Here is a 21,608-nt window from a genome sequence, read left to right on the forward strand (position 1 = left end):
CTTGTCATTTGACACGCCCGAAAATAATTACGACGCCGCAGCTACCGAAACTGCCTCTCCTTCCGTTGAGAGCGCTCCAGTAGAAAATGCGTCGATTGAAAATGCTCCAGTTGAGAGCGCCCCTGTAGAAAACGCACGAGCCGAAGAAGCTCCAGCTGTTTCCGAAGAAAAGTCTTCCAAGAAGGACAAGTCTGCAGAGTCAGACGAAATACTTTTCGCTGAACTCGGCATTGACGGCCGCGTTCTTCGTGCACTGACGGATGTTGGCTACGAAAAGCCAAGCCCGATTCAGGCAGCAACCATCCCGCTTTTGCTTGACGGTAAAGACGTTGTGGGCCTCGCCCAGACCGGTACCGGCAAGACCGCCGCTTTCGCTATTCCTGCTTTGTCCCGCATGGCTGAGCTTGCTGACATCAACGGCCCATCCCGCGACACCCAGGTGCTCGTCTTGGCGCCAACCCGTGAACTTGCTCTTCAGGTTGCTGAAGCGTTCACGTCCTACGCCCGTCACCTAGAAGACTTCACGGTCCTCCCGGTATACGGTGGCTCCCCATACGGCCCACAGCTCTCCGGCCTTCGCCGCGGCGCTCAGGTTGTTGTTGGTACGCCGGGCCGCGTTATCGACCACATCCAGAAGGGTTCTTTGGACCTTTCGAACCTTCAGTACGTCGTCCTCGATGAAGCTGACGAAATGCTTCGCATGGGCTTCGCCGAAGAAGTTGACCGCATTCTTGAGTCCACTCCAAAGGACAAGCAAGTTGCGCTCTTCTCTGCAACCATGCCTAGCTCCATCCGCCGTATTGCAAAGCAGTACTTGCGTGACCCACAAGAAGTCACCGTCAAGTCGCAGACCACGACGGGCAAGAACATCCGGCAGCGCTACGTTCAGGTGATGGGCCCTTACAAGCTCGACGCCATGACCCGCATCTTCGAAACCGAAGAATTTGACGGTGTCATCACCTTCGTTCGCACCAAGCTTGCTACGGAAGATCTCGCCGACAAGCTCAAGGCTCGCGGTTTCCGCGCAGCAGCGATCAACGGTGACATCCCACAGCAGCAGCGTGAGCGCACGGTTGAGCAGCTCCGCGACGGCAAGATCGACATCCTTGTGGCAACTGACGTTGCTGCTCGTGGTCTTGACGTTGAGCGCATCAGCCACGTCATCAACTACGACATCCCTCACGACACCGAGTCCTACGTGCATCGCATTGGCCGTACGGGCCGTGCAGGTCGCCAGGGTGACGCGATCCTCTTCATGACGCCACGCGAAAAGTACTTGTTGCGTGCCATCGAAAAGGCAACCCGTCAAGAAGTTGAGCACATGCGCTTGCCTTCCGTTGACGCTGTCAACGACGTTCGCTTGAACAAGTTTGCAGAGCGCATCACGGAGACCATCGAGTCTGAGGATCTCTCAGTCTTCCGCGGTCTTGTGGAGAAGTACGAAGCTGATCACGACATCACCGCTTCCGAAATCGCAGCTGCTTTGGCTTACATGGCACAGGGTGGTCGTCCACTCTTGCTCGAAAACGAAATCCCACTTCCTCCAGCCAAGCAGGCTCGCGAAGGCCGCGACGGACGCGATATGCGTGACGGCCGTGGATCCCGCGGTCCATCGCGTGGCCTCTCCGAAGGTGGAGCAACCTACCGCATCGCTGTGGGACGCCGTCAGCGCGTGCTTCCAGGCTCGATCGTGGGCGCTCTCGCCAACGAGGGTGGCATTCCATCCAGCGCCATCGGTGGCATCGACATTCGTGCGGATCACTCCCTCGTGGAGCTTCCAGCCGACTTGTCCAAGGACACCTTGGATCGCTTGAGCGGAACCCGCATCGGCGGAAACCTCATTCACCTTGAGCTCGACAACGGCCGCCGTCCTCGTTCTGACGAGGGTGGAGACCGTGGCGGCGATCGTGGTGGCTACCGCGGCGGCCGTGAAGGCGGTTACCGTGGCGGTCGCGAAGGCGGCGGCGGAAGCCGTGGCGGCTTCGGCGGACGTTCCTCCGGTGGATTCCGCAAGGATCGCGATGATCGTGGCGACCGTGGAGGACGTTCCGGCGGCTTCGGCGGCGGCGAGCGTTCGGACCGTGGCGGCTTCGGTGGCGACCGCGCTGAGCGTGGTGGCTTCGGTGGCGAGCGTTCAGATCGTGGCGGTTTCGGCGGCGATCGTGCTCCTCGCAGCAGCGAAAGCACGGGCGAACGTGATTTCGGCAACAGTCGTGAAGGCGGATTCCGCAAACCACGCACAGGAAAGACCTTCGGAGCTTCCCGTCCAAACCGTGGATTCCGTAGGGATTAAGCGGTTTTTAGGGCTTCGAAATCGATCTGAGTGGTGTGTGTAACCAAACGCCACTCTCGATTTCGGAATTGAGGAAATCTTCGGTAGACTTTTTCCTCGTTGCCCCCCTAGCTCAGTGGTAGAGCGCAGTCTTGGTAAGACTGAGGTCACGGGATCGATTCCCGTGGGGGGCTCTGAATGAAGGCCCACGTTGCACCGGCAAAATGGAGCAGCGTGGGCATACTTCATTCGTGGCGGTGTAGCTCAGCTGGTTAGAGCGCACGACTCATAATCGTGAGGTCCCGGGATCGAGTCCCGGCACCGCTACCAAAGAAACTCCCTGGCAGATTTGCCGGGGAGTTTTTGTGTATCTGGACCCAGATGTGGGTTATAGGACATAAATGTGTGTCTGGGTCGGGCGTGTCTTTTTAGGAGGCGCGGCCGGCCCATCCTTTTCGGTGCCAGAGTCCTTCGTTTGCGTTGAGTCCTGTTCCGAGTTCTGCGGGTCCGATGTGTTCCTCGATTTCTTGCGTGTAGGCGACGGGCTCGTAGTGTTCTTTTTTGATGAGTTGGTGGGCTGGTGCTGGGTTCTGGGAGTGCTTGTAGAGGAACCATTCCACGGCTCGTTTAGCGTGCTCAGGGGTCAGTCCGCGATGGTTGCGTAGAAGATTGCGTAGCTGCGCGTTGATGCCTCCTTCGATCCTGTTCGTTGTTGATGAGGCGTTCCGTGAGCGGTGCTCGTCTTTGAGATAGGTGAACAGGACTTCTTGTTGGCTGGCGCGCTCGAGGAGTTGGTAGGCCTTGCGTAGCCGGTCGTGTGTGAACCACCAGCGCTGGTGCGGCCTCACGCTTTGCGGCAGCGAACCACGGTGGTGCGAACGGTAGGTTTTCTCGTTCAGCATCTGGTGATGTTTTCCGTGCCACTGGTTGAGTGCAAGTAGCCATGCACGCGCTTGATCCTGGCTCGTGATCCGTGTCAGGGCAAGGGAAATAGCCCGTAGTTCGCGGCCCGCGGTCGTGCGGGGGCGCATCGTGATCAGCACGCGCACGTTGCGTTGAATATGCACCAGGCAGCGTTGAACAGGGGTCTCGGGCCAGCAATGTTTCAGCGCGGATGCCAGCCCGGAACCACCATCAATCACGACCAAATCTGGTGCGGGGAAACGAGTTAGGAGCTGTTCCCACGCCACGCGTTTTTCCGTGTCACACCATTGATAACCGATGACGTGTTCGCCAGCGATCGCGATCAAGCAACACCAGGAACCGAGATAGATGCCGTCGAGCTGGACTTCCGGATAGATCTCTCCGGTGACCTCGATCGCGGGAGTAATGTTCCAGCACCAGTGTGTGGAGCGACGAAACGAGCGTGGATCCACGCCCTGAGCGACTTGGGATTGAGTCTTGTTTCCCAGCAGCCATTCCAGGAATCGGGAGAGCTCGTGGCGTCGACGCACGTCGACGCGTTGTATCCGTTCAGAACTACTCGCGCCACACGATTTACAGCGATACCTGGTAGCTCCAGCACTCGTGGAACCGTTCCTTTTCAGCCCGCCACCACACAGGACGCATAAACGCTCGTTGTCAACCACGCTTCCCGAATAAACAACGAAAAGTATGCCAACACCCGTTTAGCCGCGCCGATAAAGGCAACCAAGCCCCATCAGACACACTTTAATGTCCTATAACCCCCAGATGTTCGTCCGGGATGTTTAATCTGGCTCAGAAAGCCGGCTAAGGCTTCGTAGAGGGCCCGTGAACGGCACTTCCGGGCGGGGGTTATAGGCACAAATGTGTGTACAGGTTTCGGCGTGTCATGGTTGGTTTCTGCCGGCCCAGCCGGTTTGGATGCCGTTTCCGTCTTCCCAGCTGAAGTGGTTGCTGTAGGTTTCTGGGGCTTGCGATTCATCGCTTTCCATTGATGCGTTTTTGGTCCGTTGGGCCGGGTTGAGGTGTTCTGGTTTCACGAGGCTCCAGGGTTGTCTGGGGTGTTCGGTGAGGGATTCGAGGAGCCAGTCCACAGCGGTTCTGGCGTGCTCTTCGGGGAGTCCTCGATGCAGCCGTAAGAGCTCTTTGATCGCTTTGTTCGGTCCGCCTTCTAACGGGGATGTGGTCCGGTGAATTTTCTCGCCGGTGTCTGGTTGCAGGTCAGTGTCTAACCACGTGAATAAGCAGTGTTCTTGGATGAGGCGTCGATACACGTTCCGGGCTCGGCGTAAGCGTTGATGCGTGTACCACCAGTGACTGTTTCTCGAGACGCTTGAGGGGCGTTCCTGACCGGTTTTCGCTTTGGTTCGGTGCTTGAGGAACTCGTCCCATTTCGCCTCCCACGCGGCGTATTCACGCAACCACGCAATGGCTTCGTCTTGGGTGCTGACCTTCATCAAGACCCTCGTCAGGGCTGCGAGTTCTTTACCGGCTGGTAGCCGTGGCTGGAAGGTGAGCTCGCGACGGATGTTCTGGAACACATGAAAATAGCAGCGTTGAACTTTCGACTCCGGCCACGTTTCCTTCAACGCGGCACGTAGCCCGGTACCACCATCAATGATCGCCACCGCCGGTGCCGGGATCCGCTCGAGTAGGACTTGCCAGGCGATCTTTTTCTCTCGATCGCACCATTGCCAATCCACCACGTACTTGCCGTTATAGGCGATCAGCACGCACCACCCGTTGAAATAGGTGCCATCAAGCATGAGCTGATGATGCACTACGCCGGTGGGCACAGGCGGTGGAACCTCAACGCGCCAGCACCACTGAATACGCTTCCGGAAACCACGCGCTGAACCTGCCATGGCTGCCTGCGACTGAGTACCCAGGATCCATGTCAAGAACTGAGTCAGTTCGCTCTTACGAGTGACATCAGATCGTGAACGAACCTGCGAAGCACCACACGACTTGCACCGCCACCGAGCACGACCAGCCGAGGTCTTACCGTTCTTGACCAGAACACAATCACATACACCACAACGTGGCCGATGAGAAGCAACAGGCACCCCATATGCTTTCAAAGCATAAGCAGGACCCTACACGCCTACTCCCACAAGGCAAGCAAGCCTAATCTGTACACACATTCGTGCCTATAACCCCCGGGCGGTGTCGCCTAAGATGGTGTGCATGCTGCCATGGGATATGACGTCGAAGGCCTACAAGATGGCCATTCTAGGATCTTTCGCTTTTTCTATTCTGGGCATCATCCTTGCGGTGATCGGATCTAACGTCCAAAGCCAGCCCACCATGTTCACTGCCATTGGCTTGTTGGTGGTTGGTGTATTCATCCACATTGTCGGGCTGTTCATCCGCACCCGTGACGCGCGGAATTACCGTAAGACTCTCAAGCAGTCGTCGCAGCAGTCACCACTCGCGTAGCGCAGCAGGTGCTGGTTGTTTGACGAGTGCTGGCGTCTTACTCAAAAAAGTATTAGCTACGTCGAGGAGCCCTAAGACTTCTGAATCCGTGATCGTGTAGTTACACATGAGCGCGCTCGCGCTGAGACTTCACTAAGCGGTTCTTATGCAGGACTTTGAGATGCTGCGATAGGTGGCTTGGCTCGATATCCATGTAATCCAGCAAATGCGAGACCGGCGCAGTGTGGCCATCTGCCTCGTGCAGAAGCTCCAGCACTCGAATCCGCGCCGGATGACCCAAGCTCTTGAAGAGATTGGTCTTGCTTTCGTGCAGCGGCATGAGCCCTGGTTCCAACAACATACTGCCCCCGATTTGCCGGTAACTAAGCGCCCTTACGCCAATGTTCAATCTACAGACACTTGTTACAAAATGACGCGGACGTGTCGAAGTGAGTAGCGCATGCGACGCACTGATGTTTCGCATTGCTGGAAAAAATGTGACTAGCGTCATAGGCTCACTGAAAGCAAGACAAGAGTGCACCGCCCAATGGCGGTGTCACTAGTAGCTTTCTATAGCACTCAAGGGGGAGGGGCTTATGCTCACTCGGCGTCCCAAGATCATGACTAGCGCCCGGACGGAGGTGACTCCGGGCGGCGGTCGTCTGCGTCAGGGCAAGCGGTGGGCGGCTGCGGCTCTAGCCGTTGGCTCCATAGTGGGTATGACAGGCTGTGGTGCCGCAGAAGAGGGCACTCCTACGCTGACCTGGTACATCAACCCGGACGATGGCGGCCAAGCGGAGCTGGCGCAGCAATGCACAGCGGCCGCGAATGGCAAATATCGCATTCAGGTCTCGCTCTTGCCTAACGAGGCTGCCTCTCAGCGTGAGCAGCTCGCTCGCCGTCTGGCGGCCGGTGACTCGTCCATGGACATCATGAGTCTCGATCCACCATTCATCCCGGAGCTCGCGGAACCTGGCTTCTTGGCGCCCGTTCCTGAAGGAACTGCGGAGCGCACCACCAAGAACACGTTGGAAGGCGCACTGGCCGGAGCTAAGTGGAAAGACAAGCTCGTGACGGTTCCGTTCTGGGCTAACACGCAGCTGTTGTGGTACCGAAAATCCGTGGTGGAAAAGGCTGGACTCGATATGTCCAAGCCCGTCACGTGGGATCAGCTCATCGACGTAGCTCGGACACAAGAGAAGTTCCTTGGCGTTCAGGGAAGCCGCGCTGAGTCTATGACCGTGTGGATCAATGCGCTTGTAGAATCCTCCGGCGGACACATCGTGGAGAATCCGGACGCACCGGCTGACGAAATCAGCATCGGTATTGATTCTGAGGCGGGAAAGAAGGCCGCCGAGATCGTTGGCACCATTGGCCGTGAAGGCCTTGGTTCTCCGGGTCTCCCTACGCAGGCTGAAAACGCCTCGATGTTGCTCTTCCAGGGGGACGAAGGCTCGTTCATGGTGAACTGGCCGTTCGTGTGGCCTGCCACCAACTCAGCGATCAAGGATGGCTCGTTGCCCGCGGATCTGGCTGACGATATTGGCTGGACCACGTATCCACGAACCGATGCTTCGCAAGAGTCCCGTCCACCGCTGGGCGGCATCAACCTTGGTGTTGGATCTTCCTCGAAGCACCCGGACCTCGCCTATGAAGCGATCGAGTGCATCGTTTCGCCAGAGCACCAAACCCAGTACTTCGTCACGAACGGTAACCCTCCTTCGGACTCCACGTCCTATGACGCCGCCGAAGTGAAGGAAAAGTTCCCGATGGCCCCGACCATTCGTGAATCGCTGGAGCAAGCAGCTCCGCGTCCTCAGACGCCGTACTACAACGAGGTATCCACCTCGATTCAGCAGTTCTGGGCACCGGCATCTGACGTCAACGCTGATACGCCGAAGAACAACACTGAATTCATCGTGCAAGTCTTGCGAGGGGAGCGCTTGCTATGAGCAAAGTCGTCACCGCCCGTCAACGGGCCGAAACACGGCTCGGCTGGCTGCTAGCTGGCCCGGCGTTCATCATCATGTTGCTCGTGACGCTGTACCCGATCCTGCAAGCCGTGTGGGACTCGCTGTTCAGCTTCCGACTCACCGCGCCGAATGATCGCGAACTCGTATGGCTCAAGAACTACGGCGTGATCTTCTCTGATCCCGTGTTCTGGCGGGATCTCGGAGTCACTCTCCTGATCACGCTGGTCACGGTTGCCGTGGAGCTCGTCTTGGGCTTCGCCCTCGCACTCGTCATGCACAAAGCGCTCAAGTCCGTTCGCGGACTCGTCCGCACAGCGATCCTGATTCCTTACGGCATCATCACGGTGGTGAGTGCGTTCGCTTGGTACTACATGTTTGATATCAAGTCCGGATTCATCAACTCGTGGTTCGACTGGATTCCAGGCATCGGTGCCGACACCAACTGGTTTGCCAACGCTGGCACCAGCCTCTTCGTCATCATGGCCTCGGAAATCTGGAAGACCACGCCGTTCATCTCGCTCTTGCTGCTGGCCGGTTTGGCGCAGGTCCCGGATGAGCTCACGGAAGCCGCCGAAGTGGACGGTGCAACGTGGTGGGAACGCATGAAGCGCGTGATCCTTCCCAACATGAAGGCAGCCATCATGGTGGCACTGCTCTTTCGTGCACTGGATGCCTTCCGCATCTTCGACAACGTCTTCATCATGACCAACGGCGCATACGGCACCGAGGTGCTCTCGCTTCTCGCGTACCGCACGTCAATTGGTCGTCTTGAAATCGGTTTGGGATCGGCGGTCTCGGTGATCCTGTTTATTTGCGTCCTGCTCATCACGTTCATCGCAGTGAAGCTTTTCAAGGTTGACCTCGCTGGATCGAGGGGAGCGAAGTAATGGCGAAGAAAGAAACCACCAAAACCAAGGTGCTGTGGGGCATCGCGACTGTCGTTGTGATCGTCTACGCGCTGTTCCCGGTTGCGTCGATCTTCATGACGAGCTTCAAGACGCCATCGGATCTGACCAGCGGAAAGTTCTTGCCTACCAAGTTCTCTACGGTGAACTACGAACAAATCCTGGTCGGGGACGCTCAGGGACTGTTCTTGTCCTCCCTACGCAACTCGATAGGCATCGCACTCATCGCAACCTTCATCGCCGTCGTACTGGCAACGCTGTGTGCCTACGCGATTGCGCGGCTGGATTTCCCCGGTAAGAAACTGATCCTCACCACGGCGCTCGCCGTCTCGATCTTCCCGGTGATTTCCATCGTGACGCCGTTGTTCAACGTGTGGCGTTCCATTGGCCTGTATGACACGTGGTTGGGCCTGATCATTCCGTATCTCTCCCTCACCCTCCCGATCTCCATTTGGACGCTCGCGGCGTTCTTCCGGCAGATTCCGTGGGAGTTGGAGCAGGCTGCGCAAGTGGACGGCGCCACGCATTGGCAAGCGTTCCGCAAGGCGATTGTGCCACTCGCGGCGCCTGGCGTTTTCACTACGGCGATCATCGCGTTCTTCATTGCGTGGAACGACTTCGTTTACGGCATTTCGCTCACGTCCACGGAAGCAGCACGCCCGGTTCCCGCGGCGCTTGCCTTCTTCACGGGAGCTTCGCAGTTCGAATCTCCCACGGGCGCGATCTCGGCAGCGGCCATTATTGTCACGATTCCCGTGGTGGTGCTGGTGCTGCTCTTCCAGCGACAGATTGTTTCCGGCCTGACTCAGGGTGCCGTTAAGGGCTAAGCCTGCGGACACCGTGACGGATTTTAGTAAAGGATTTCAAGGACATGGCAGCGATTACGCTTCAGAACATTGTTAAAAAGTACGACGACGGATTCCCGGCCGTTAACGATGTCTCGATTGATATCGAAGACGGCGAATTCATCATCCTCGTGGGGCCTTCGGGCTGCGGCAAGTCCACGCTCTTGCGCATGATCGTGGGACTCGAGGACATCACGAGCGGTGAATTGAAAATCGATGGAAAGCGCGTCAACGAGCTAGCGCCCCGCGACCGCAACCTGGCCATGGTGTTTCAGAACTACGCGCTGTATCCGCACCTCACGGTGTTTGAGAACATCGCGTTCCCGCTGCGCCTGAACAAAGCCAAGTTCAGCGAAGAAGAGATCAAGAAGCTCGTCACGGACGCCGCCAAGCGCCTCGAGCTGACCGATCACTTGGACCGCAAACCCGGAAATCTCTCGGGTGGTCAGCGACAGCGCGTCGCGATGGGCCGCGCCATTGTGCGCCAAGCGGACGCGTTCCTGTTTGACGAGCCGCTCTCCAACTTGGACGCCAAGCTGCGTGGTCAGATGCGCTCGGAGATCAGCCAGATGCAGCGCCGTTTGGGTATCACGAGCGTCTACGTCACGCACGATCAGACCGAGGCGATGACCTTGGGCGACCGCGTGGCTGTGCTCAAGAAGGGTGTCTTGCAGCAGATCGCATCGCCGCGAGAACTCTACGAACAGCCAGTCAACCTCTTCGTGGCCGGCTTCATCGGTTCGCCATCCATGAATTTCTTGCCCGCCACGCTTGAGGGCACGTACCTCAACACGCCGATCGGCAACATTCCAGTGCCTCCCGCCACGGCCAAGGCCGCCGAGGGCAAGGAGCTAGTTCTTGTGGGTGTGCGTCCTGAATTCTTCGAGGACGCAGCACTTGTGGACGATCGACACCGCGGCAACGGTTCTGTCTTCGAAGCCGAGATCAGCCACACCGAGTGGCTCGGCAACGAGCAGTACGGATACATCGATTTCGAGCCCACCCCAGAAGTCGCAGCTGTGCTGCAAGGACTCGCCAAGGACATGGACGCGGACGAGCTACGCCCACAGATCGTGGTGACGCTGGATGCCGCTAGCCGCATTCGTGGCGGACAGCCGGCCGAGCTCTGGCTGGATACTCGCAAGATCCACATCTTTGATCCGCGCACCGGCGAGAACCTCACGCGTGACGCTGAGGCTGGCGCGGCGGCCACGAGGGAGGCCGCACAGGTTCGTGGTGAGGAGATCGCGCGGGCGCGCCAGAAGGATCAGGCGGCTGCCCACTAGTAGGGTTAAATCAAGCAAAGTATCGGCGCTCGCGCTCGCACCGCTCAGTCCTCACGTCATGGGGACTGTTGAGAGGACCAGCGAAACGCGGGCGCCGATCATGTCGCGCGCAGTGAAGGAGTACACGTGGCGATTAACCCAGAGCTTCAAGGCAAGACGTATCCGGCGACCGAGCCTTATTCGGTAGGACGCGAAAAGATTCGCGAGTTCGCACGAGCCGTAAAGGCAACGCACTCGTCGCACTTCGACGTAGATGCGGCACGAGCGCTTGGCTACACGGACCTCGTAGCACCTCCGACCTTCGCCATCATTGTGGCTCAGCGTGCCGAAGCGCTCATGGTGGAAGACCCGACCTCCGGCATTGATTTTTCGCGCGTCGTGCACGCTGATGAGCGCTTCACGCATCACCGTCCCATCGTTGCTGGCGACGAGCTCGTGGCGACTTTGACGGTGGATGCCGTTCGTGCCATGGGCGGCGGTGCCTTCGTGACCAGCCGCGCCGAGATTGAGACCGTTTCCGGCGAGAAGGTTGCCACCACGCTGTCTAGCTTGTTGGTGCGCGGAGAGGATCAGTAATGCAGCACGGACTGAACATGAAATTCGAAGACTTGAGCGTGGGTGACTCGATCGGCGAGACCACGGTGCACGTGAACCGTAGCGACTTGGTGAAGTACGCCGGTGCCAGCGGGGACTTCAACCCGATTCACTGGAACGAACGCTTCGCCACCGAAGTGGGGCTGCCAGGCGTGATCGCTCACGGCATGTGGACCATGGGTACCGCGGTGCAGCTTGTGAGTGACTGGTGCGGCGACCCGGGGGCTGTGGTGGATTACCAGACCCGCTTCACGAAGCCAGTTCCCGTTGCAGATCCGGAAGGCTCAAACCCTGCCGATGCCGAAGGCACTGCCGTGGAGATTAGCGGAAAGATTGGCGCCCTGGACGAAGCAGCCCGCACAGCTCGCATCGACATCACGGTGAGCGCTGGTGGCCAGAAGGTCCTCGTCAAGGCTCAGGCCCTCGTGAGGTTGAGCGCGTGAATCTGAGCGAACTGACCACTTCTGCAGTGGGCGGCCCCGCCGGCAAATACGTGCGTGCCGCTAGCCAGGACGCGATCGTCGCCGCTGTGCGTGGAGCGGACGCGGCCGGCGAGGACATCCTCATCATCGGCGGCGGCTCCAACCTCGTGGTGGATGACGCGGGGTACCCCGGCACCGTGATTCACTTGACGTCGCGCGGCGTGACTTTTGAGGACGACGGCGCAGCTCCCCAAAGCGTCCTCGTCCGGGTTCAAGCGGGTCACCCGTGGGACGACGTCGTAGCGAAGACCGTTGCCCGAGGCTTGTCCGGCCTTGAAGCGCTCTCCGGCATTCCAGGCTCCGCTGGAGCCACTCCGGTACAGAATGTCGGCGCTTACGGTTCTGACGTCTCACAGACGCTTGAGAGCGTGCTGACGTGGGATCGCGTGGAGGGGGACTACCGTGACTTCTCCGCAGCTGAGCTGGTGTTCGGCTACCGTGATTCGCTGCTCAAGCATTCGACGACCAATGGTTCGCCGCGCTACGTAGTGTTGACCGTCGATTTCCGGCTCACCACCTCCGAGCTGTCGGCCCCTGTACAGTACGCCGAACTAGCGCGCGCTGTCGGTGTCGAAGTGGGAGAGCGAGCTCCATCCGAGGACGTACGGCGCGAAGTGCTCAAGCTGCGCGCGTCCAAGGGCATGGTGCTGGATCCAGAGGACCGTGACACCTATTCCACGGGCTCGTTCTTCACGAATCCGATCGTCTCGCAGGATGTTATCGATTCTCTTCCGGAGAACGCTCCGCGTTACCCGACCGTCGTGTCAAGTGAATTCAAGACCTCCGCTGCGTGGCTCATCGATCAGGCAGGTTTCGGCAAGGGCTTTGGCCTCGAAGGAACCGCAGGATTTGAGATCACGCAAGGCCGAGCCTCACTGTCGACGAAGCACACGCTAGCTATTACCAATAGGGGAGCTGCGTCGTCGTACGACATCGTGAATCTCGCCAAAGCGGTACGCAAGGGCGTTCAGGAAAAGTTCGGCATCACACTGCATAACGAACCGCTCCTGATCAACACCTCATTGGACTAGGGTTCTTTCAGAAAATTCGGGGCGCAAAGCACTAGACCTACCGGGTATTTGGGAGCAATATGGGGTCATGACAAGCGAGAGATTGCACCCCAACCTGGGAGACCCCGTGACTGAGCACACCACAAGCCTCGAGAACGCGCTCGCAAGAGCTGAAAAGAATGAGAAGGAAGCGAAAAGGCTTCTGGAAGACGCCAAGAAGAAGTTCGCGGACGGCGACATTCCGCAGTCACGGCTGGACGAACTTCAGCGGCTCTACGACCTCGCCGTCGAGGATCACAGTCGTACGAATCGTGAATCCTGATCCTTGGTCCACATCGTTTCACAGACAAAAGAAGCGCCTCACACAATCCCTAGAGATCACGTGAGGCGCTTCTTTCGTTAAGAGCTTGAGACCTTTACAAGCGGCCCGTAGCGATGGCCAGCATGCGACGCAACGGCTCAGCCGCGCCCCACAGCAACTGGTCGCCAACGGTGAACGCAGAAATGTACTGCGGACCCATTTCCAACTGGCGGATGCGGCCAACAGGGACCGTCAACGTGCCGGAAGCGGCAACGGGAGTGAGGTCCTCAACGGTAGCTTCCTTGGTGTTTGGAACCACCTTGGCCCACTCGTTGTCCTCAGCAAGGAGCTTCTCAATCTCGGGAACTGAGATCTCTTCGCGCAACTTGAGGGTCAGCGCCTGCGAGTGAGAGCGCATTGCGCCAATACGGACGCACAAGCCATCCATGATGACCTTGTTCTCGGCGGTCTGGAGAATCTTATTGGTCTCCACACCAGCCTTCCACTCTTCACGAGACTGGCCGTTGCCCAGATCCGAATCGATCCATGGGATCAAGGAACCGGCAAGGGGCACGCCGAACTGGCTAGCGTCCAAGTCAGTGCGCTGCTTCTCAAGAACCTTGCGGTCAATCTCGAGGATTGCGGATGCAGGATCTGCGAGGTCAGAGCTGACCTCAGCGTTAAGGTGGCCGAACTGGTTGAGCAGTTCGCGCATATGCTTGGCGCCGCCACCGGAAGCAGCCTGGTACGTCATCGCCGTACCCCACTCCACCAAGTTGTTGCGGAACAGGCCGCCAAGACCCATGAGCATGCAGGAAACCGTGCAGTTGCCGCCGATGTAGTCCTTGATGCCGGACTCGAGGCCGCGGTCAATGACGTCGCGGTTGACGGGGTCCAAGACGATGATCGAGTCATCGTTCATGCGCAGCGACGAAGCAGCATCGATCCAGAGGCCGTCCCAACCGCGAGCGCGGAGCTGTGGGTGTACAGCCTTCGTGTAGTCCCCGCCCTGAGCGGTGACGATAATCGGCAACTTTGCCAGCTCGTCAATGTCGTGGGCGTCCTTCAACGCAGGTGCGCCAGCAGCAAAGCTAGGTGCGGCACCGCCTGGGTTGGAGGTCGAGAAAAATACGGGGTCGAGGTGCTCGAAATCGCCCTCTTCTTGCAACCGTTGCATGAGCACGGAGCCCACCATGCCGCGGTAGCCTACAAAGCCTACGGATGAAGTCATTCGACCAGTCTAGAAGGTCTCCCCGGAAGGAGCCTAGGAGGCATGTCACGCATGCGTCACTTTTGTGGGGCGTGGCACGCCAGCGTCGGCCGTTTGCGAGAAAGCCGCTGATTAGGCGGACTTGTCCTCAGTGTCGGCTTGCTCGAGCTCAATTGCCTTACGGCGCTGATTGATGGCCCAGAAAGCGGAGAACGCGAACACCTGGGTGACGAAAAGCAGCACAATCAGGCCGGCGAGACGTTGCCCGGTCAGCACCATCCACAATCCCAAACCGGCAAAAATGAGAGCCAACAAGGGGAAGAGCATGTAGCCCAACACAAAGAGAATGTCCGGGCGGCGCGATAGCTCGCGGAATGCTTCTTTCACGGTGTCCTTAGGCTCCTTTTCGTTCCCACAACTCGAAGCGATAGCGTAGCCCGCTCATCGATTCAAACCAACCTGAGTCAGGGGCTTGTGTGAGCTGTTGCCAGTTCTCGTCAAAAATGGGTGCCTTGGTGTCACCCTCCAAATCGACATCAATTCGGGTGATGACCAGCGTGTCAGCGAGGGGGAGTAGGGCTGCGTAAATCTTGCCGCCACCAATGACCCAGATTTCCTCGGCGCCCGGCTGTTCGCGGGCCACATTGACGGCGTCCGCGGTCGATGAGACCACAAAGCCGCCTTTCTCCAACACTTCTTCGGCAACCTCTTCGTGAGAAGTGACCACTACTGAAGTGCGTTCCTTGAGAGGGCGCAAGCGGGGAGGCAAAGATTCCCACGTGCGGCGTCCCATGATGATGGGGTGACCACGAGTGATGCGCTGGAAGTGAATGAGGTCTTCCGGCAAGTGCCAAGGCATGGAGCCGGCGTCGCCAATGATGCCGTTGCGGGATTGCGCCCACACCATGCCAAAGCGGGTCTTGGGCGGCACCTCAAGTGCGTAGTTGGATTCGTTAGACGGCAATTGGGGCTGCAATCTTCGCGTGGTGCTGGTAGTTATGCACGGTGAAGTCCTCGAAGGTGTAGTCGAAAATGCTGTCCGGCTTGCGGTCCAACGTGAGCGTTGGGTACGGGAACGGATCCCGGGAAAGCTGCTCGGTGACTTGGTCTACGTGGTTGTCGTAGATGTGGCAATCTCCGCCGGTCCAGATGAACTCGCCCGGTTCCAGGCCTACCTGCTGAGCCACCATGAGGGTGAGCAGTGAGTAGGAAGCGATATTGAACGGAACGCCGAGGAACATGTCTGCGCTCCGCTGGTACAACTGGCAGGACAGCTTGCCGTCCGCCACGTAGAACTGGAAGAACGCGTGACATGGGGGCAGAGCCATGTTGTGTAGCTCGGCGACATTCCAGGCGGAGACGATGTGCCGGCGAGAATCAGGCTTGTCTTTGAGGTCTTGAATGAGCTTGGCAATCTGGTCAATGTGTTCGCCGTCAGGCGTCGGCCACGAGCGCCACTGCACGCCGTACACCGGGCCCAGTTCGCCGTTTTCGTCAGCCCATTCGTCCCAAATCGTGACGCCATTTTCCGTGAGGAACCGCGTATTCGACTCGCCGCGCAAGAACCACAAAAGTTCAATGGCAACGGACTTGAAATGCACGCGCTTAGTGGTGATCAGCGGGAAAGATTCGCTCAAATCAAAGCGAATTTGGCGACCGAAAACGCTTCGGGTGCCGGTTCCAGTGCGATCGCTCTTGTGGGTGCCGGTCTCAAGAACGTCCCTCAAGAGATCTTCATACGGGGTTGGAATGCTCACCGGGTCAGTCTATCTACTTCGCTTTCTGGCGACGGGATCGCCTCGTGGAAATTGAAAGAAGAAGACGGGTCGGCACCTTGTTGTGAGGAGCCTGACCCGCCGACTTCAGTAGATGTGTGAGACGTTATTCCTCGCCGCGGCTGGTCTGTTCTGCGAGCGTGTCCCAGAATGACGTGTCAGCGGTCGCGATGGAACCGTCGGCAATGGCACGCGTTGTCGCCGTGAGGGTTACAACCGTCTGCTTGATGAGATAGCCGTTGCTCTTCTGGCCCAAAACATATGGTTCGTATTCGTGATCGCTCATGCCGCGCATTTCAAAGAGCAATGTGGAAATTCCGTATTCCACGGCAATTCCGTTGCGGGAAATGGTCTCGGCGGATCCACCCACGTAGCGGCCCAAATGGCCCCATCCGGTGGGGTCAATCGCATGGAATACGACGGCGCCAAGTCGCTTCGATCCTTCGAGGACAGTTGCGTCCACATTGGCAGTGGTGGGGTAGAGGATTGAGCCGGACACCAGTTCGCCGTCGCGCTGTGAACGTGCACCCTGGTGGTGCAAGTCGATCATATAGTCGATCTTGTACTTGCGCATGACGTTGTTGTGAAGTGCTTGCGTTTCTGGCTGAACCTTAACGATATGGTCGCGGTTGAGGTCCACTTCATTCGCGTTGTAGCGGGTGAGGTGCCGGCCCTTGGCAATGTAGTTATCGAGGGAGAAGTTCACGTCGCCCATGGCACCGTCAGCGTTGAGCATCGGGACGATCAGGATGTTGACGCCCTTCAGGACACCTCTGTTTTTGCCAGTTCCCAAGGACTTGATGAACTCAAGTGCGCCTTCGGTGGTGAGCTGCTCATTGCCATGCTGCTGTGTCAGAAACAGGATGGTGGGGTTGGCTGGATTGCTCAGATACTTCGCCAGGTAGAGGTCGCGGCCTTTTACGGATTGGCCGATGACCTCGAGTTCAAGCGCGGACTGCTTTGCGGCTTGGGTCTTGAGTTCTGCAACGAGTTCGTCATAGGTGTGCAGGATGGAGGTATTGACGGTCTCATTGCCGCCATACCCAGGGCCCTCTCCAACACCGAATGCCGAAGGGGCTGCGGCTACGCCGCTAGCGGCAAGCACGGTGGTGACACCCAGAAGACCAAAAGATCGTCGGGAAATAGTTTTCTGACCCGCTTGATTACGCATTGATCCAACTTCCGTCGAGAGATACTTTTCGATCGGTAAACCGAGAGATCGCTTACCGACTCTTCTACCCAACGTGAGACGCGCAGCACAGTCAAGGGTTTGATCCAAAATTCATTGAGATTTCTCAATGGGATTCTGATCAAGCCAAATTAACTAGACGATCGTCTATTGACTCTTCGTTTTTCTGAGTCAAGCAGTTCCTCTGCAATGGCGACGAGGGAGTCAGCCGCCCGGTTCAACATGGTGTCCAGGGATGACTTCATGCCACCGGAGACTGAGAGGAAGACGCCGTCAACCAAGGCCACTCCAAATTCTGCGAGCTCGTCGGCGATACGCTGGCCGGTCTCTTCGCCGTGGACCTCGTAGGCCTTCTTGATCCATAATGCAAGAACTCAATGCCCTGTGCTCTTACGGATTGAGTGAGGTCGAGAGAAGAATTGCCTAAATGCGCGTCGCCATGCATCCGAAAGCGGAGCTGCAGCTGAAGAAATTGCGAATGTTGGGCCTTGTGGCGGCCGCGCCGAGTTCCAGGACTGCAGTGGGTCGCATGGTTCCGCAGCCAACGGTCTCGCTTCCGGACGGTCTGCTCGCCTGCAACGGCACCGCTGTCGGATACAGATTTGATGGATTACGACTACGCCATCTCGGTTTGGGCGCGAAAGTACCGTTCAAGCGTGGTCATTTTGAGGCCAGATCGATTGGTCTTCGCCACTGACTCCGAGGGGCTATCTGTCCCGAAGCACACGACCGGCGCAGTTGCCAGTGCGGGCCAAAGGACGGGGAAGCGGCAGGTGTCTATGGCCTGAAGCTACACGAGTACATGCTCGTGAACGTGTTTACGAACAACAATGCCTGTTACTGCGAATCTTTTCGAGACGCGGTAACAGGCATTGTTTCTGTTTTCAGTCTCAAGTGCGCAGCACCATGTCCTTGTACTCCGGGTACCGGGACAAGTAGTCCAGGACGTAAGAGCACTGCGGAATGATTTTCTTACCTTCGCTACGGAGCTTATCCAGGACGAGCGTCACGAGTGCACGCGCGTATCCTTGACGGCCAAACCGTTCGGCAATGATGGTGTGCTGGATTTCCACGACATCATCGTCGTCGTGGTAACCCAAGAAACCAATGAACTGTTCGCCTTGCCAGAGTTCATAACGCTCACGGTCCTCGTCCTGCTCAAGGCGAAGGTTCTTGTGAGCAATCCTTTCAACCGTGGTGCTGTTGTTCTCAGCTGACGGGGTGCCGGTCATGGAGTCCTCCTAGTGTTATCAGTCATCGTACGGCTCGTAATGCTCTAGCGAAATGAGCCGGCCTGGACGTCCAACAACCTGATGCGCAATCAGCAACGCTCCAGGGCGCAAGTAAGGGTCTTCGCTCGGGAGCCCTTTATCCAGCTTGTTGATCAAGTGATGTTTGAAGACCCCCAAAGCCATGGGAAGCACCGGGCGATGCGTGCACACCACCAAAGATTCACCACGCTCGATGAGCTTCTTGATGGACTTCGCAGCTGCCTTGGGATTTCGCTTGGCGGCCTTCTCCGTCAAGGAGCCGACTTCCTTGAAATCCTTACGGATAGCTTGGGCGTACGGCATGATCGTCTGCACGCAGCGAGTCCACGGACTAGTGTAGATCTTCTCAGGTTGCCACGCGGTCAAGATGCGCTGCACTGAGAGTGACTGCCGCTTACCGGTCGCTGCCAGCGGACGGAGCCCTTCATCACGCGTCCAGCTGGAACGCGGCTTGGCCTTGGCGTGGCGCAACAGGATGAACGGAACAGTGTTCAAGTCACCCTTGCGGTGTGCGTTCACGAGCGCGTCCAGTGGCTCAAGATCAGAGCTGTTGCTGAGTAGCTTGTGTGCGATCTCCGGAGTCACCCATTGGTACCCATCGACTTCGCGACCGTCCGGAGCCACGGAACCCGTGGCCCTGGCGGCCCAGTAGTAGACGACCTTCGTATCGCTCTTGACCGGGTACTCGATGGCGGGCAGAGGAATGCCCAGCTTGACCGTCATCCCGATCTCTTCTTGCACTTCCCGGATGGCACACTCCGGGATGGTTTCGCCATCGTCGAGCTTGCCTTTGGGCCACGACCAATCGTCGTAGCGCGGGCGGTGGATCAAGAGTACTTCAAGGCCGCTGGAGCGCTCACGCCAGATGATTGCGCCAGCGGCGATGACTCCGGCATCTTTGGAAAGATCCGGGGAATCTGATGATCGTTGGATCGATCCGTTCAACGTCGAACTGCTCCTGATTGACGTTCACGAGACTGGAGTAGATACGACTGGATGTCCAAGAGCGGCTTACCGTCAGCGTCCACGTGGTGCCGCGTCCAGTTTCCTTCGGAATCGAGATGCCAGCTGGCCGTTCCAGGATCGAGGTAGCGGTTGGCCAGATCCAGCAATCCCGAAATATCGGACTTGTTTGCGAGGCGAACCAAAGCTTCCACGCGACGGTCCAAGTTGCGGTGCATCATGTCTGCCGAGCCGATGTAGACGATTGGATCGTCGCCATTGGCGAACGCGAAGACGCGCGAGTGCTCAAGGAAGCGTCCCAAGAAGGAGCGCACCCGAATGTTCTCACTCAGCCCTGGAACTCCTGGGCGGATGGCGCAAATACCGCGCACAATGACATCCACCTGGACGCCAGCTTGCGAAGCACGGTAGAGCGCATCGATCACGGCTTCGTCAACAATCGAGTTGACCTTGATGACCACGCGAGCCTTCAGGCCAGCCTTTTTGTTTTCAATTTCCTTCTCTATCCGGTCAATCAAGCCGGAGCGCAAGGAACGCGGTGCCACGAGCAGTCGCTTGAACGTGGTCTTCGGTGCATAGCCGGACAGCTGGTTGAATAGGCGCGAAATGTCCTCACCCACCTGCTCATCCGTGGTCAGCAGACCGAAGTCCTCGTAGTAGCGGGCCGTGCGTGGGTGGTAGTTACCCGTGCCGATGTGGCAGTAACGGCGCAGACCCTTGGATTCACGACGCACCACAAGGGACAGCTTCGAGTGAGTCTTCAAGCCAACGATGCCGTAGACCACGTGCACGCCGGCTTGCTCGAGCTTTCGAGCCCAGTCGATGTTGGCCTGCTCGTCGAAGCGGGCCTTGATTTCCACGAGCGCCAAGACCTGCTTACCGGCTTCGGCAGCATCGATCAGGGCGTCAACGATGGGGGAGTCGCCCGAGGTGCGGTACAAGGTCTGCTTGATGGCAACCACGTGCGGATCCGCTGCAGCCTGCTCCAAGAATGCCTGGACGGAGGTTGAGAAGGAGTCGTACGGATGGTGCAGCAGAATGTCGCGACGGCGCATGGCGGCAAACACGTCGGCAGCCTTGGACGTCTCCGAAGCGTTGAGGTCTCGAGACGTGTGCGCAATCTGCTTCGGGTAGTGCAGCTCAGGACGGTCAATGCCAGCGATGACACTGAGTCCGCGCAGATCCAATGGCGCAGGAAGCGAGAACACTTCGTCCTCGTCCACGTTGAGTTCACGAATCAACAGAGCCTTGACGGCCGGGTTCATGTCGTCAACGATTTCGAGACGAACTGGAGGACCGAAGCGGCGACGCAACAGTTCCTTCTCGAGAGCCTGTAGGAGGTTCTCGGCGTCGTCTTCTTCAACCTCAAGGTCTTCGTTACGCGTGACACGGAAGGAGTAGTTCTCCACGACTTCCATGCCCGGGAACAAGTTGTCGAGGTGCTCGGAGATGACGTCCTCTAGCGAGATCAGGCTGACTTCGCGCGTTGGCGCGGTACGGGAACCTGGCTGATCGACGGAGACCAAGCGTGGCAAAACGTCCGGCACCTTGATGCGAGCGAACAGCTCCTTGCCGGAGACCGGGTTTCGCACAATCACGGCCAAGTTCAAGGACAAGCCCGAAATGTATGGGAAAGGGTGAGCCGGGTCCACAGCGAGCGGCGTCAATACAGGGAATACCTGATCCATGAACCATTCGCGCAAGGTGGCCTTCTGGGTTTCGTCCAGATCACGCCACTTCTTCACATGAATGTTTTGATCGGCAAGCGCAGGCAAAACGTGGTCCTTGAAGACCGCAGCGTGGCGCTTCTGCAACTCGTGAGCTTGCTGCAGCAACATCTCCAGCTGGTCAACGGGGTTGATGCCTGCAGCAGACGGAACTGCCATGCCCGCGGCGATGCGGCGCTTGAGGCCGGCCACGCGCACCATGAAGAACTCGTCCAGATTGGAACCGAAAATGGACAAGAAGTTGACGCGTTCAAGCAAGAAGAGCTGGGGATCCTCGGCAAGTTCCAACACGCGAGCGTTGAACTGAAGCCACGACAATTCGCGATCCAAGAAGCGTTCGCCGCTGAAGCCACCATCTGGCTGTGCGGCGGGCACAAAATCAGGGAGCTCAATACGGTCGATCGTGGCGCGCACTGCCGGAACCTCGCTGGTCCCGAAGCTTCTATTCTGAGGTTGATTCACC

22 protein-coding genes and 2 tRNA genes are annotated in these 21,608 nt (G+C 58.1%); 13 read left to right on the forward strand and 11 right to left on the reverse strand.

What is annotated here, in order from left to right; translation table 11 throughout:
* Position 1 precedes the first annotated feature (1 nt).
* From BKA12_RS00410 to BKA12_RS00420, 3 genes are all read left to right on the forward strand, one after another.
* Positions 2 to 2,293 carry a DEAD/DEAH box helicase gene (locus tag BKA12_RS00410; protein ID WP_276510679.1) on the forward strand — a complete coding sequence of 764 codons (2,292 nt, stop codon included), beginning with the start codon at positions 2 to 4 and terminating at the stop codon, positions 2,291 to 2,293.
* Between the two features lie 101 nt (positions 2,294 to 2,394).
* A tRNA-Thr gene (locus tag BKA12_RS00415) sits at positions 2,395 to 2,466 on the forward strand.
* Positions 2,467 to 2,525: 59 nt separating this feature from the next.
* Positions 2,526 to 2,602, forward strand: a tRNA-Met gene (locus tag BKA12_RS00420).
* A gap of 98 nt (positions 2,603 to 2,700) precedes the next feature.
* On the opposite strand, the gene BKA12_RS00425 is transcribed toward BKA12_RS00420, so the two are convergent.
* Together BKA12_RS00425 and BKA12_RS00430 are read right to left on the reverse strand one after the other, a co-directional pair.
* On the reverse strand, positions 2,701 to 3,861 hold the full coding sequence (locus BKA12_RS00425; protein WP_183639812.1) for an IS1249 family transposase: 1,161 nt from the start codon (positions 3,859 to 3,861) through the stop codon (positions 2,701 to 2,703).
* 222 nt (positions 3,862 to 4,083) lie between these two features.
* Positions 4,084 to 5,262, reverse strand: a complete 1,179-nt coding sequence (locus BKA12_RS00430; protein ID WP_183639794.1) for an IS1249 family transposase — start codon at positions 5,260 to 5,262, stop codon at positions 4,084 to 4,086.
* A gap of 121 nt (positions 5,263 to 5,383) precedes the next feature.
* On the opposite strand from BKA12_RS00430, the gene BKA12_RS00435 reads away from it, so the two are divergent.
* The gene (locus BKA12_RS00435) at positions 5,384 to 5,635 is read left to right on the forward strand and encodes a hypothetical protein (protein WP_183639814.1); all 252 of its coding nucleotides are present in this window, start codon (positions 5,384 to 5,386) and stop codon (positions 5,633 to 5,635) included.
* Between the two features lie 100 nt (positions 5,636 to 5,735).
* Here the strand turns inward: BKA12_RS00435 and BKA12_RS00440 are convergent, their stop codons facing one another.
* Positions 5,736 to 5,975, reverse strand: a complete 240-nt coding sequence (locus tag BKA12_RS00440) for a metalloregulator ArsR/SmtB family transcription factor (protein ID WP_183639816.1) — start codon at positions 5,973 to 5,975, stop codon at positions 5,736 to 5,738.
* Between the two features lie 358 nt (positions 5,976 to 6,333).
* Here BKA12_RS00440 and BKA12_RS00445 point away from each other — a divergent pair, with 358 nt between their 5' ends.
* The 8 genes from BKA12_RS00445 (at position 6,334) to BKA12_RS00480 (ending at position 13,031) form a co-directional block, all read left to right on the forward strand.
* Positions 6,334 to 7,566, forward strand: a complete 1,233-nt coding sequence (locus BKA12_RS00445) for an extracellular solute-binding protein (RefSeq protein ID WP_246361718.1) — start codon at positions 6,334 to 6,336, stop codon at positions 7,564 to 7,566.
* Positions 7,563 to 8,474 (forward strand): carbohydrate ABC transporter permease, encoded by a 912-nt coding sequence (locus tag BKA12_RS00450; protein WP_183639817.1) that lies wholly within the window; start codon positions 7,563 to 7,565, stop codon positions 8,472 to 8,474. The genes BKA12_RS00445 and BKA12_RS00450 overlap by 4 nt, the downstream gene beginning before the upstream one ends.
* Complete coding sequence (locus BKA12_RS00455; protein WP_183639819.1) at positions 8,474 to 9,319, forward strand: carbohydrate ABC transporter permease; 846 nt, start codon at positions 8,474 to 8,476, stop codon at positions 9,317 to 9,319. The genes BKA12_RS00450 and BKA12_RS00455 overlap by 1 nt, the downstream gene beginning before the upstream one ends.
* Before the next feature lie 44 nt (positions 9,320 to 9,363).
* A complete protein-coding gene (locus BKA12_RS00460; RefSeq protein ID WP_183639821.1) occupies positions 9,364 to 10,623 on the forward strand; it encodes an ABC transporter ATP-binding protein in 1,260 nt (419 codons plus the stop codon).
* Positions 10,624 to 10,749: 126 nt separating this feature from the next.
* Positions 10,750 to 11,199, forward strand: a complete 450-nt coding sequence (locus BKA12_RS00465) for an FAS1-like dehydratase domain-containing protein (protein WP_183639823.1) — start codon at positions 10,750 to 10,752, stop codon at positions 11,197 to 11,199.
* On the forward strand, positions 11,199 to 11,660 hold the full coding sequence (locus BKA12_RS00470; RefSeq protein WP_183639825.1) for a MaoC family dehydratase: 462 nt from the start codon (positions 11,199 to 11,201) through the stop codon (positions 11,658 to 11,660). The genes BKA12_RS00465 and BKA12_RS00470 overlap by 1 nt, the downstream gene beginning before the upstream one ends.
* Positions 11,657 to 12,730, forward strand: coding sequence for a UDP-N-acetylmuramate dehydrogenase (locus BKA12_RS00475; RefSeq protein WP_183639827.1), 1,074 nt, complete (start codon positions 11,657 to 11,659; stop codon positions 12,728 to 12,730). The genes BKA12_RS00470 and BKA12_RS00475 overlap by 4 nt, the downstream gene beginning before the upstream one ends.
* Positions 12,731 to 12,797: 67 nt before the next feature.
* Positions 12,798 to 13,031, forward strand: a complete 234-nt coding sequence (locus BKA12_RS00480) for a hypothetical protein (protein WP_183639829.1) — start codon at positions 12,798 to 12,800, stop codon at positions 13,029 to 13,031.
* A gap of 94 nt (positions 13,032 to 13,125) precedes the next feature.
* Here the strand turns inward: BKA12_RS00480 and asd are convergent, their stop codons facing one another.
* The 5 genes from asd to BKA12_RS00505 form a co-directional block, all read right to left on the reverse strand.
* On the reverse strand, positions 13,126 to 14,241 hold the full coding sequence (gene asd / locus BKA12_RS00485) for an aspartate-semialdehyde dehydrogenase (protein WP_183639831.1): 1,116 nt from the start codon (positions 14,239 to 14,241) through the stop codon (positions 13,126 to 13,128).
* A 111-nt stretch (positions 14,242 to 14,352) separates the two neighbouring features.
* Positions 14,353 to 14,607: an NF038396 family protein gene (locus tag BKA12_RS00490; protein WP_271394529.1), complete on the reverse strand. Its 255-nt coding sequence runs from the start codon at positions 14,605 to 14,607 to the stop codon at positions 14,353 to 14,355.
* Positions 14,608 to 14,614: 7 nt separating this feature from the next.
* Positions 14,615 to 15,151 carry a dihydrofolate reductase gene (locus BKA12_RS00495; protein WP_271394530.1) on the reverse strand — a complete coding sequence of 179 codons (537 nt, stop codon included), beginning with the start codon at positions 15,149 to 15,151 and terminating at the stop codon, positions 14,615 to 14,617.
* Between the two features lie 22 nt (positions 15,152 to 15,173).
* On the reverse strand, positions 15,174 to 15,977 hold the full coding sequence (locus BKA12_RS00500; RefSeq protein ID WP_183639833.1) for a thymidylate synthase: 804 nt from the start codon (positions 15,975 to 15,977) through the stop codon (positions 15,174 to 15,176).
* Between the two features lie 124 nt (positions 15,978 to 16,101).
* Entirely contained in the window at positions 16,102 to 17,166 is a 1,065-nt protein-coding gene (locus BKA12_RS00505; protein WP_183639835.1) for a M14 family zinc carboxypeptidase, read from the reverse strand.
* Between the two features lie 445 nt (positions 17,167 to 17,611).
* Here BKA12_RS00505 and BKA12_RS00510 point away from each other — a divergent pair, with 445 nt between their 5' ends.
* Positions 17,612 to 17,881, forward strand: a complete 270-nt coding sequence (locus tag BKA12_RS00510; RefSeq protein WP_183639837.1) for a hypothetical protein — start codon at positions 17,612 to 17,614, stop codon at positions 17,879 to 17,881.
* 193 nt (positions 17,882 to 18,074) lie between these two features.
* On the opposite strand, the gene BKA12_RS00515 is transcribed toward BKA12_RS00510, so the two are convergent.
* From BKA12_RS00515 to BKA12_RS00525, 3 genes are read right to left on the reverse strand one after another with little or no spacing between them, the layout of a single operon-like run.
* Positions 18,075 to 18,416, reverse strand: a complete 342-nt coding sequence (locus BKA12_RS00515; protein WP_183639839.1) for a GNAT family N-acetyltransferase — start codon at positions 18,414 to 18,416, stop codon at positions 18,075 to 18,077.
* A gap of 18 nt (positions 18,417 to 18,434) precedes the next feature.
* Positions 18,435 to 19,400 carry an NUDIX hydrolase gene (locus BKA12_RS00520; protein WP_221228027.1) on the reverse strand — a complete coding sequence of 322 codons (966 nt, stop codon included), beginning with the start codon at positions 19,398 to 19,400 and terminating at the stop codon, positions 18,435 to 18,437.
* Positions 19,397 to 21,607, reverse strand: coding sequence for an RNA degradosome polyphosphate kinase (locus BKA12_RS00525; protein ID WP_183639841.1), 2,211 nt, complete (start codon positions 21,605 to 21,607; stop codon positions 19,397 to 19,399). Before BKA12_RS00525 ends, BKA12_RS00520 begins: the two co-directional genes overlap by 4 nt.
* Between the last annotated feature and the right edge of the window lies 1 nt (position 21,608).

The organism is Neomicrococcus lactis (assembly GCF_014200305.1).
Taxonomy (GTDB): Bacteria; Actinomycetota; Actinomycetes; order Actinomycetales; family Micrococcaceae; genus Neomicrococcus; species Neomicrococcus lactis.

Coding starts and splice junctions, on each gene's coding strand:
- BKA12_RS00515 (WP_183639839.1), bottom strand. CDS start 18,416: ATGACCGGCACCCCGTCAGCTGAGAACAACAGCACCACGGTTGAAAGG.
- BKA12_RS00445 (WP_246361718.1), top strand. CDS start 6,334: ATGACAGGCTGTGGTGCCGCAGAAGAGGGCACTCCTACGCTGACCTGG.
- BKA12_RS00450 (WP_183639817.1), top strand. CDS start 7,563: ATGAGCAAAGTCGTCACCGCCCGTCAACGGGCCGAAACACGGCTCGGC.
- BKA12_RS00460 (WP_183639821.1), top strand. CDS start 9,364: ATGGCAGCGATTACGCTTCAGAACATTGTTAAAAAGTACGACGACGGA.
- asd (WP_183639831.1), bottom strand. CDS start 14,241: ATGACTTCATCCGTAGGCTTTGTAGGCTACCGCGGCATGGTGGGCTCC.
- BKA12_RS00455 (WP_183639819.1), top strand. CDS start 8,474: ATGGCGAAGAAAGAAACCACCAAAACCAAGGTGCTGTGGGGCATCGCG.
- BKA12_RS00435 (WP_183639814.1), top strand. CDS start 5,384: ATGCTGCCATGGGATATGACGTCGAAGGCCTACAAGATGGCCATTCTA.
- BKA12_RS00480 (WP_183639829.1), top strand. CDS start 12,798: ATGACAAGCGAGAGATTGCACCCCAACCTGGGAGACCCCGTGACTGAG.
- BKA12_RS00440 (WP_183639816.1), bottom strand. CDS start 5,975: ATGTTGTTGGAACCAGGGCTCATGCCGCTGCACGAAAGCAAGACCAAT.
- BKA12_RS00470 (WP_183639825.1), top strand. CDS start 11,199: ATGCAGCACGGACTGAACATGAAATTCGAAGACTTGAGCGTGGGTGAC.
- BKA12_RS00510 (WP_183639837.1), top strand. CDS start 17,612: ATGCGCGTCGCCATGCATCCGAAAGCGGAGCTGCAGCTGAAGAAATTG.
- BKA12_RS00505 (WP_183639835.1), bottom strand. CDS start 17,166: ATGCGTAATCAAGCGGGTCAGAAAACTATTTCCCGACGATCTTTTGGT.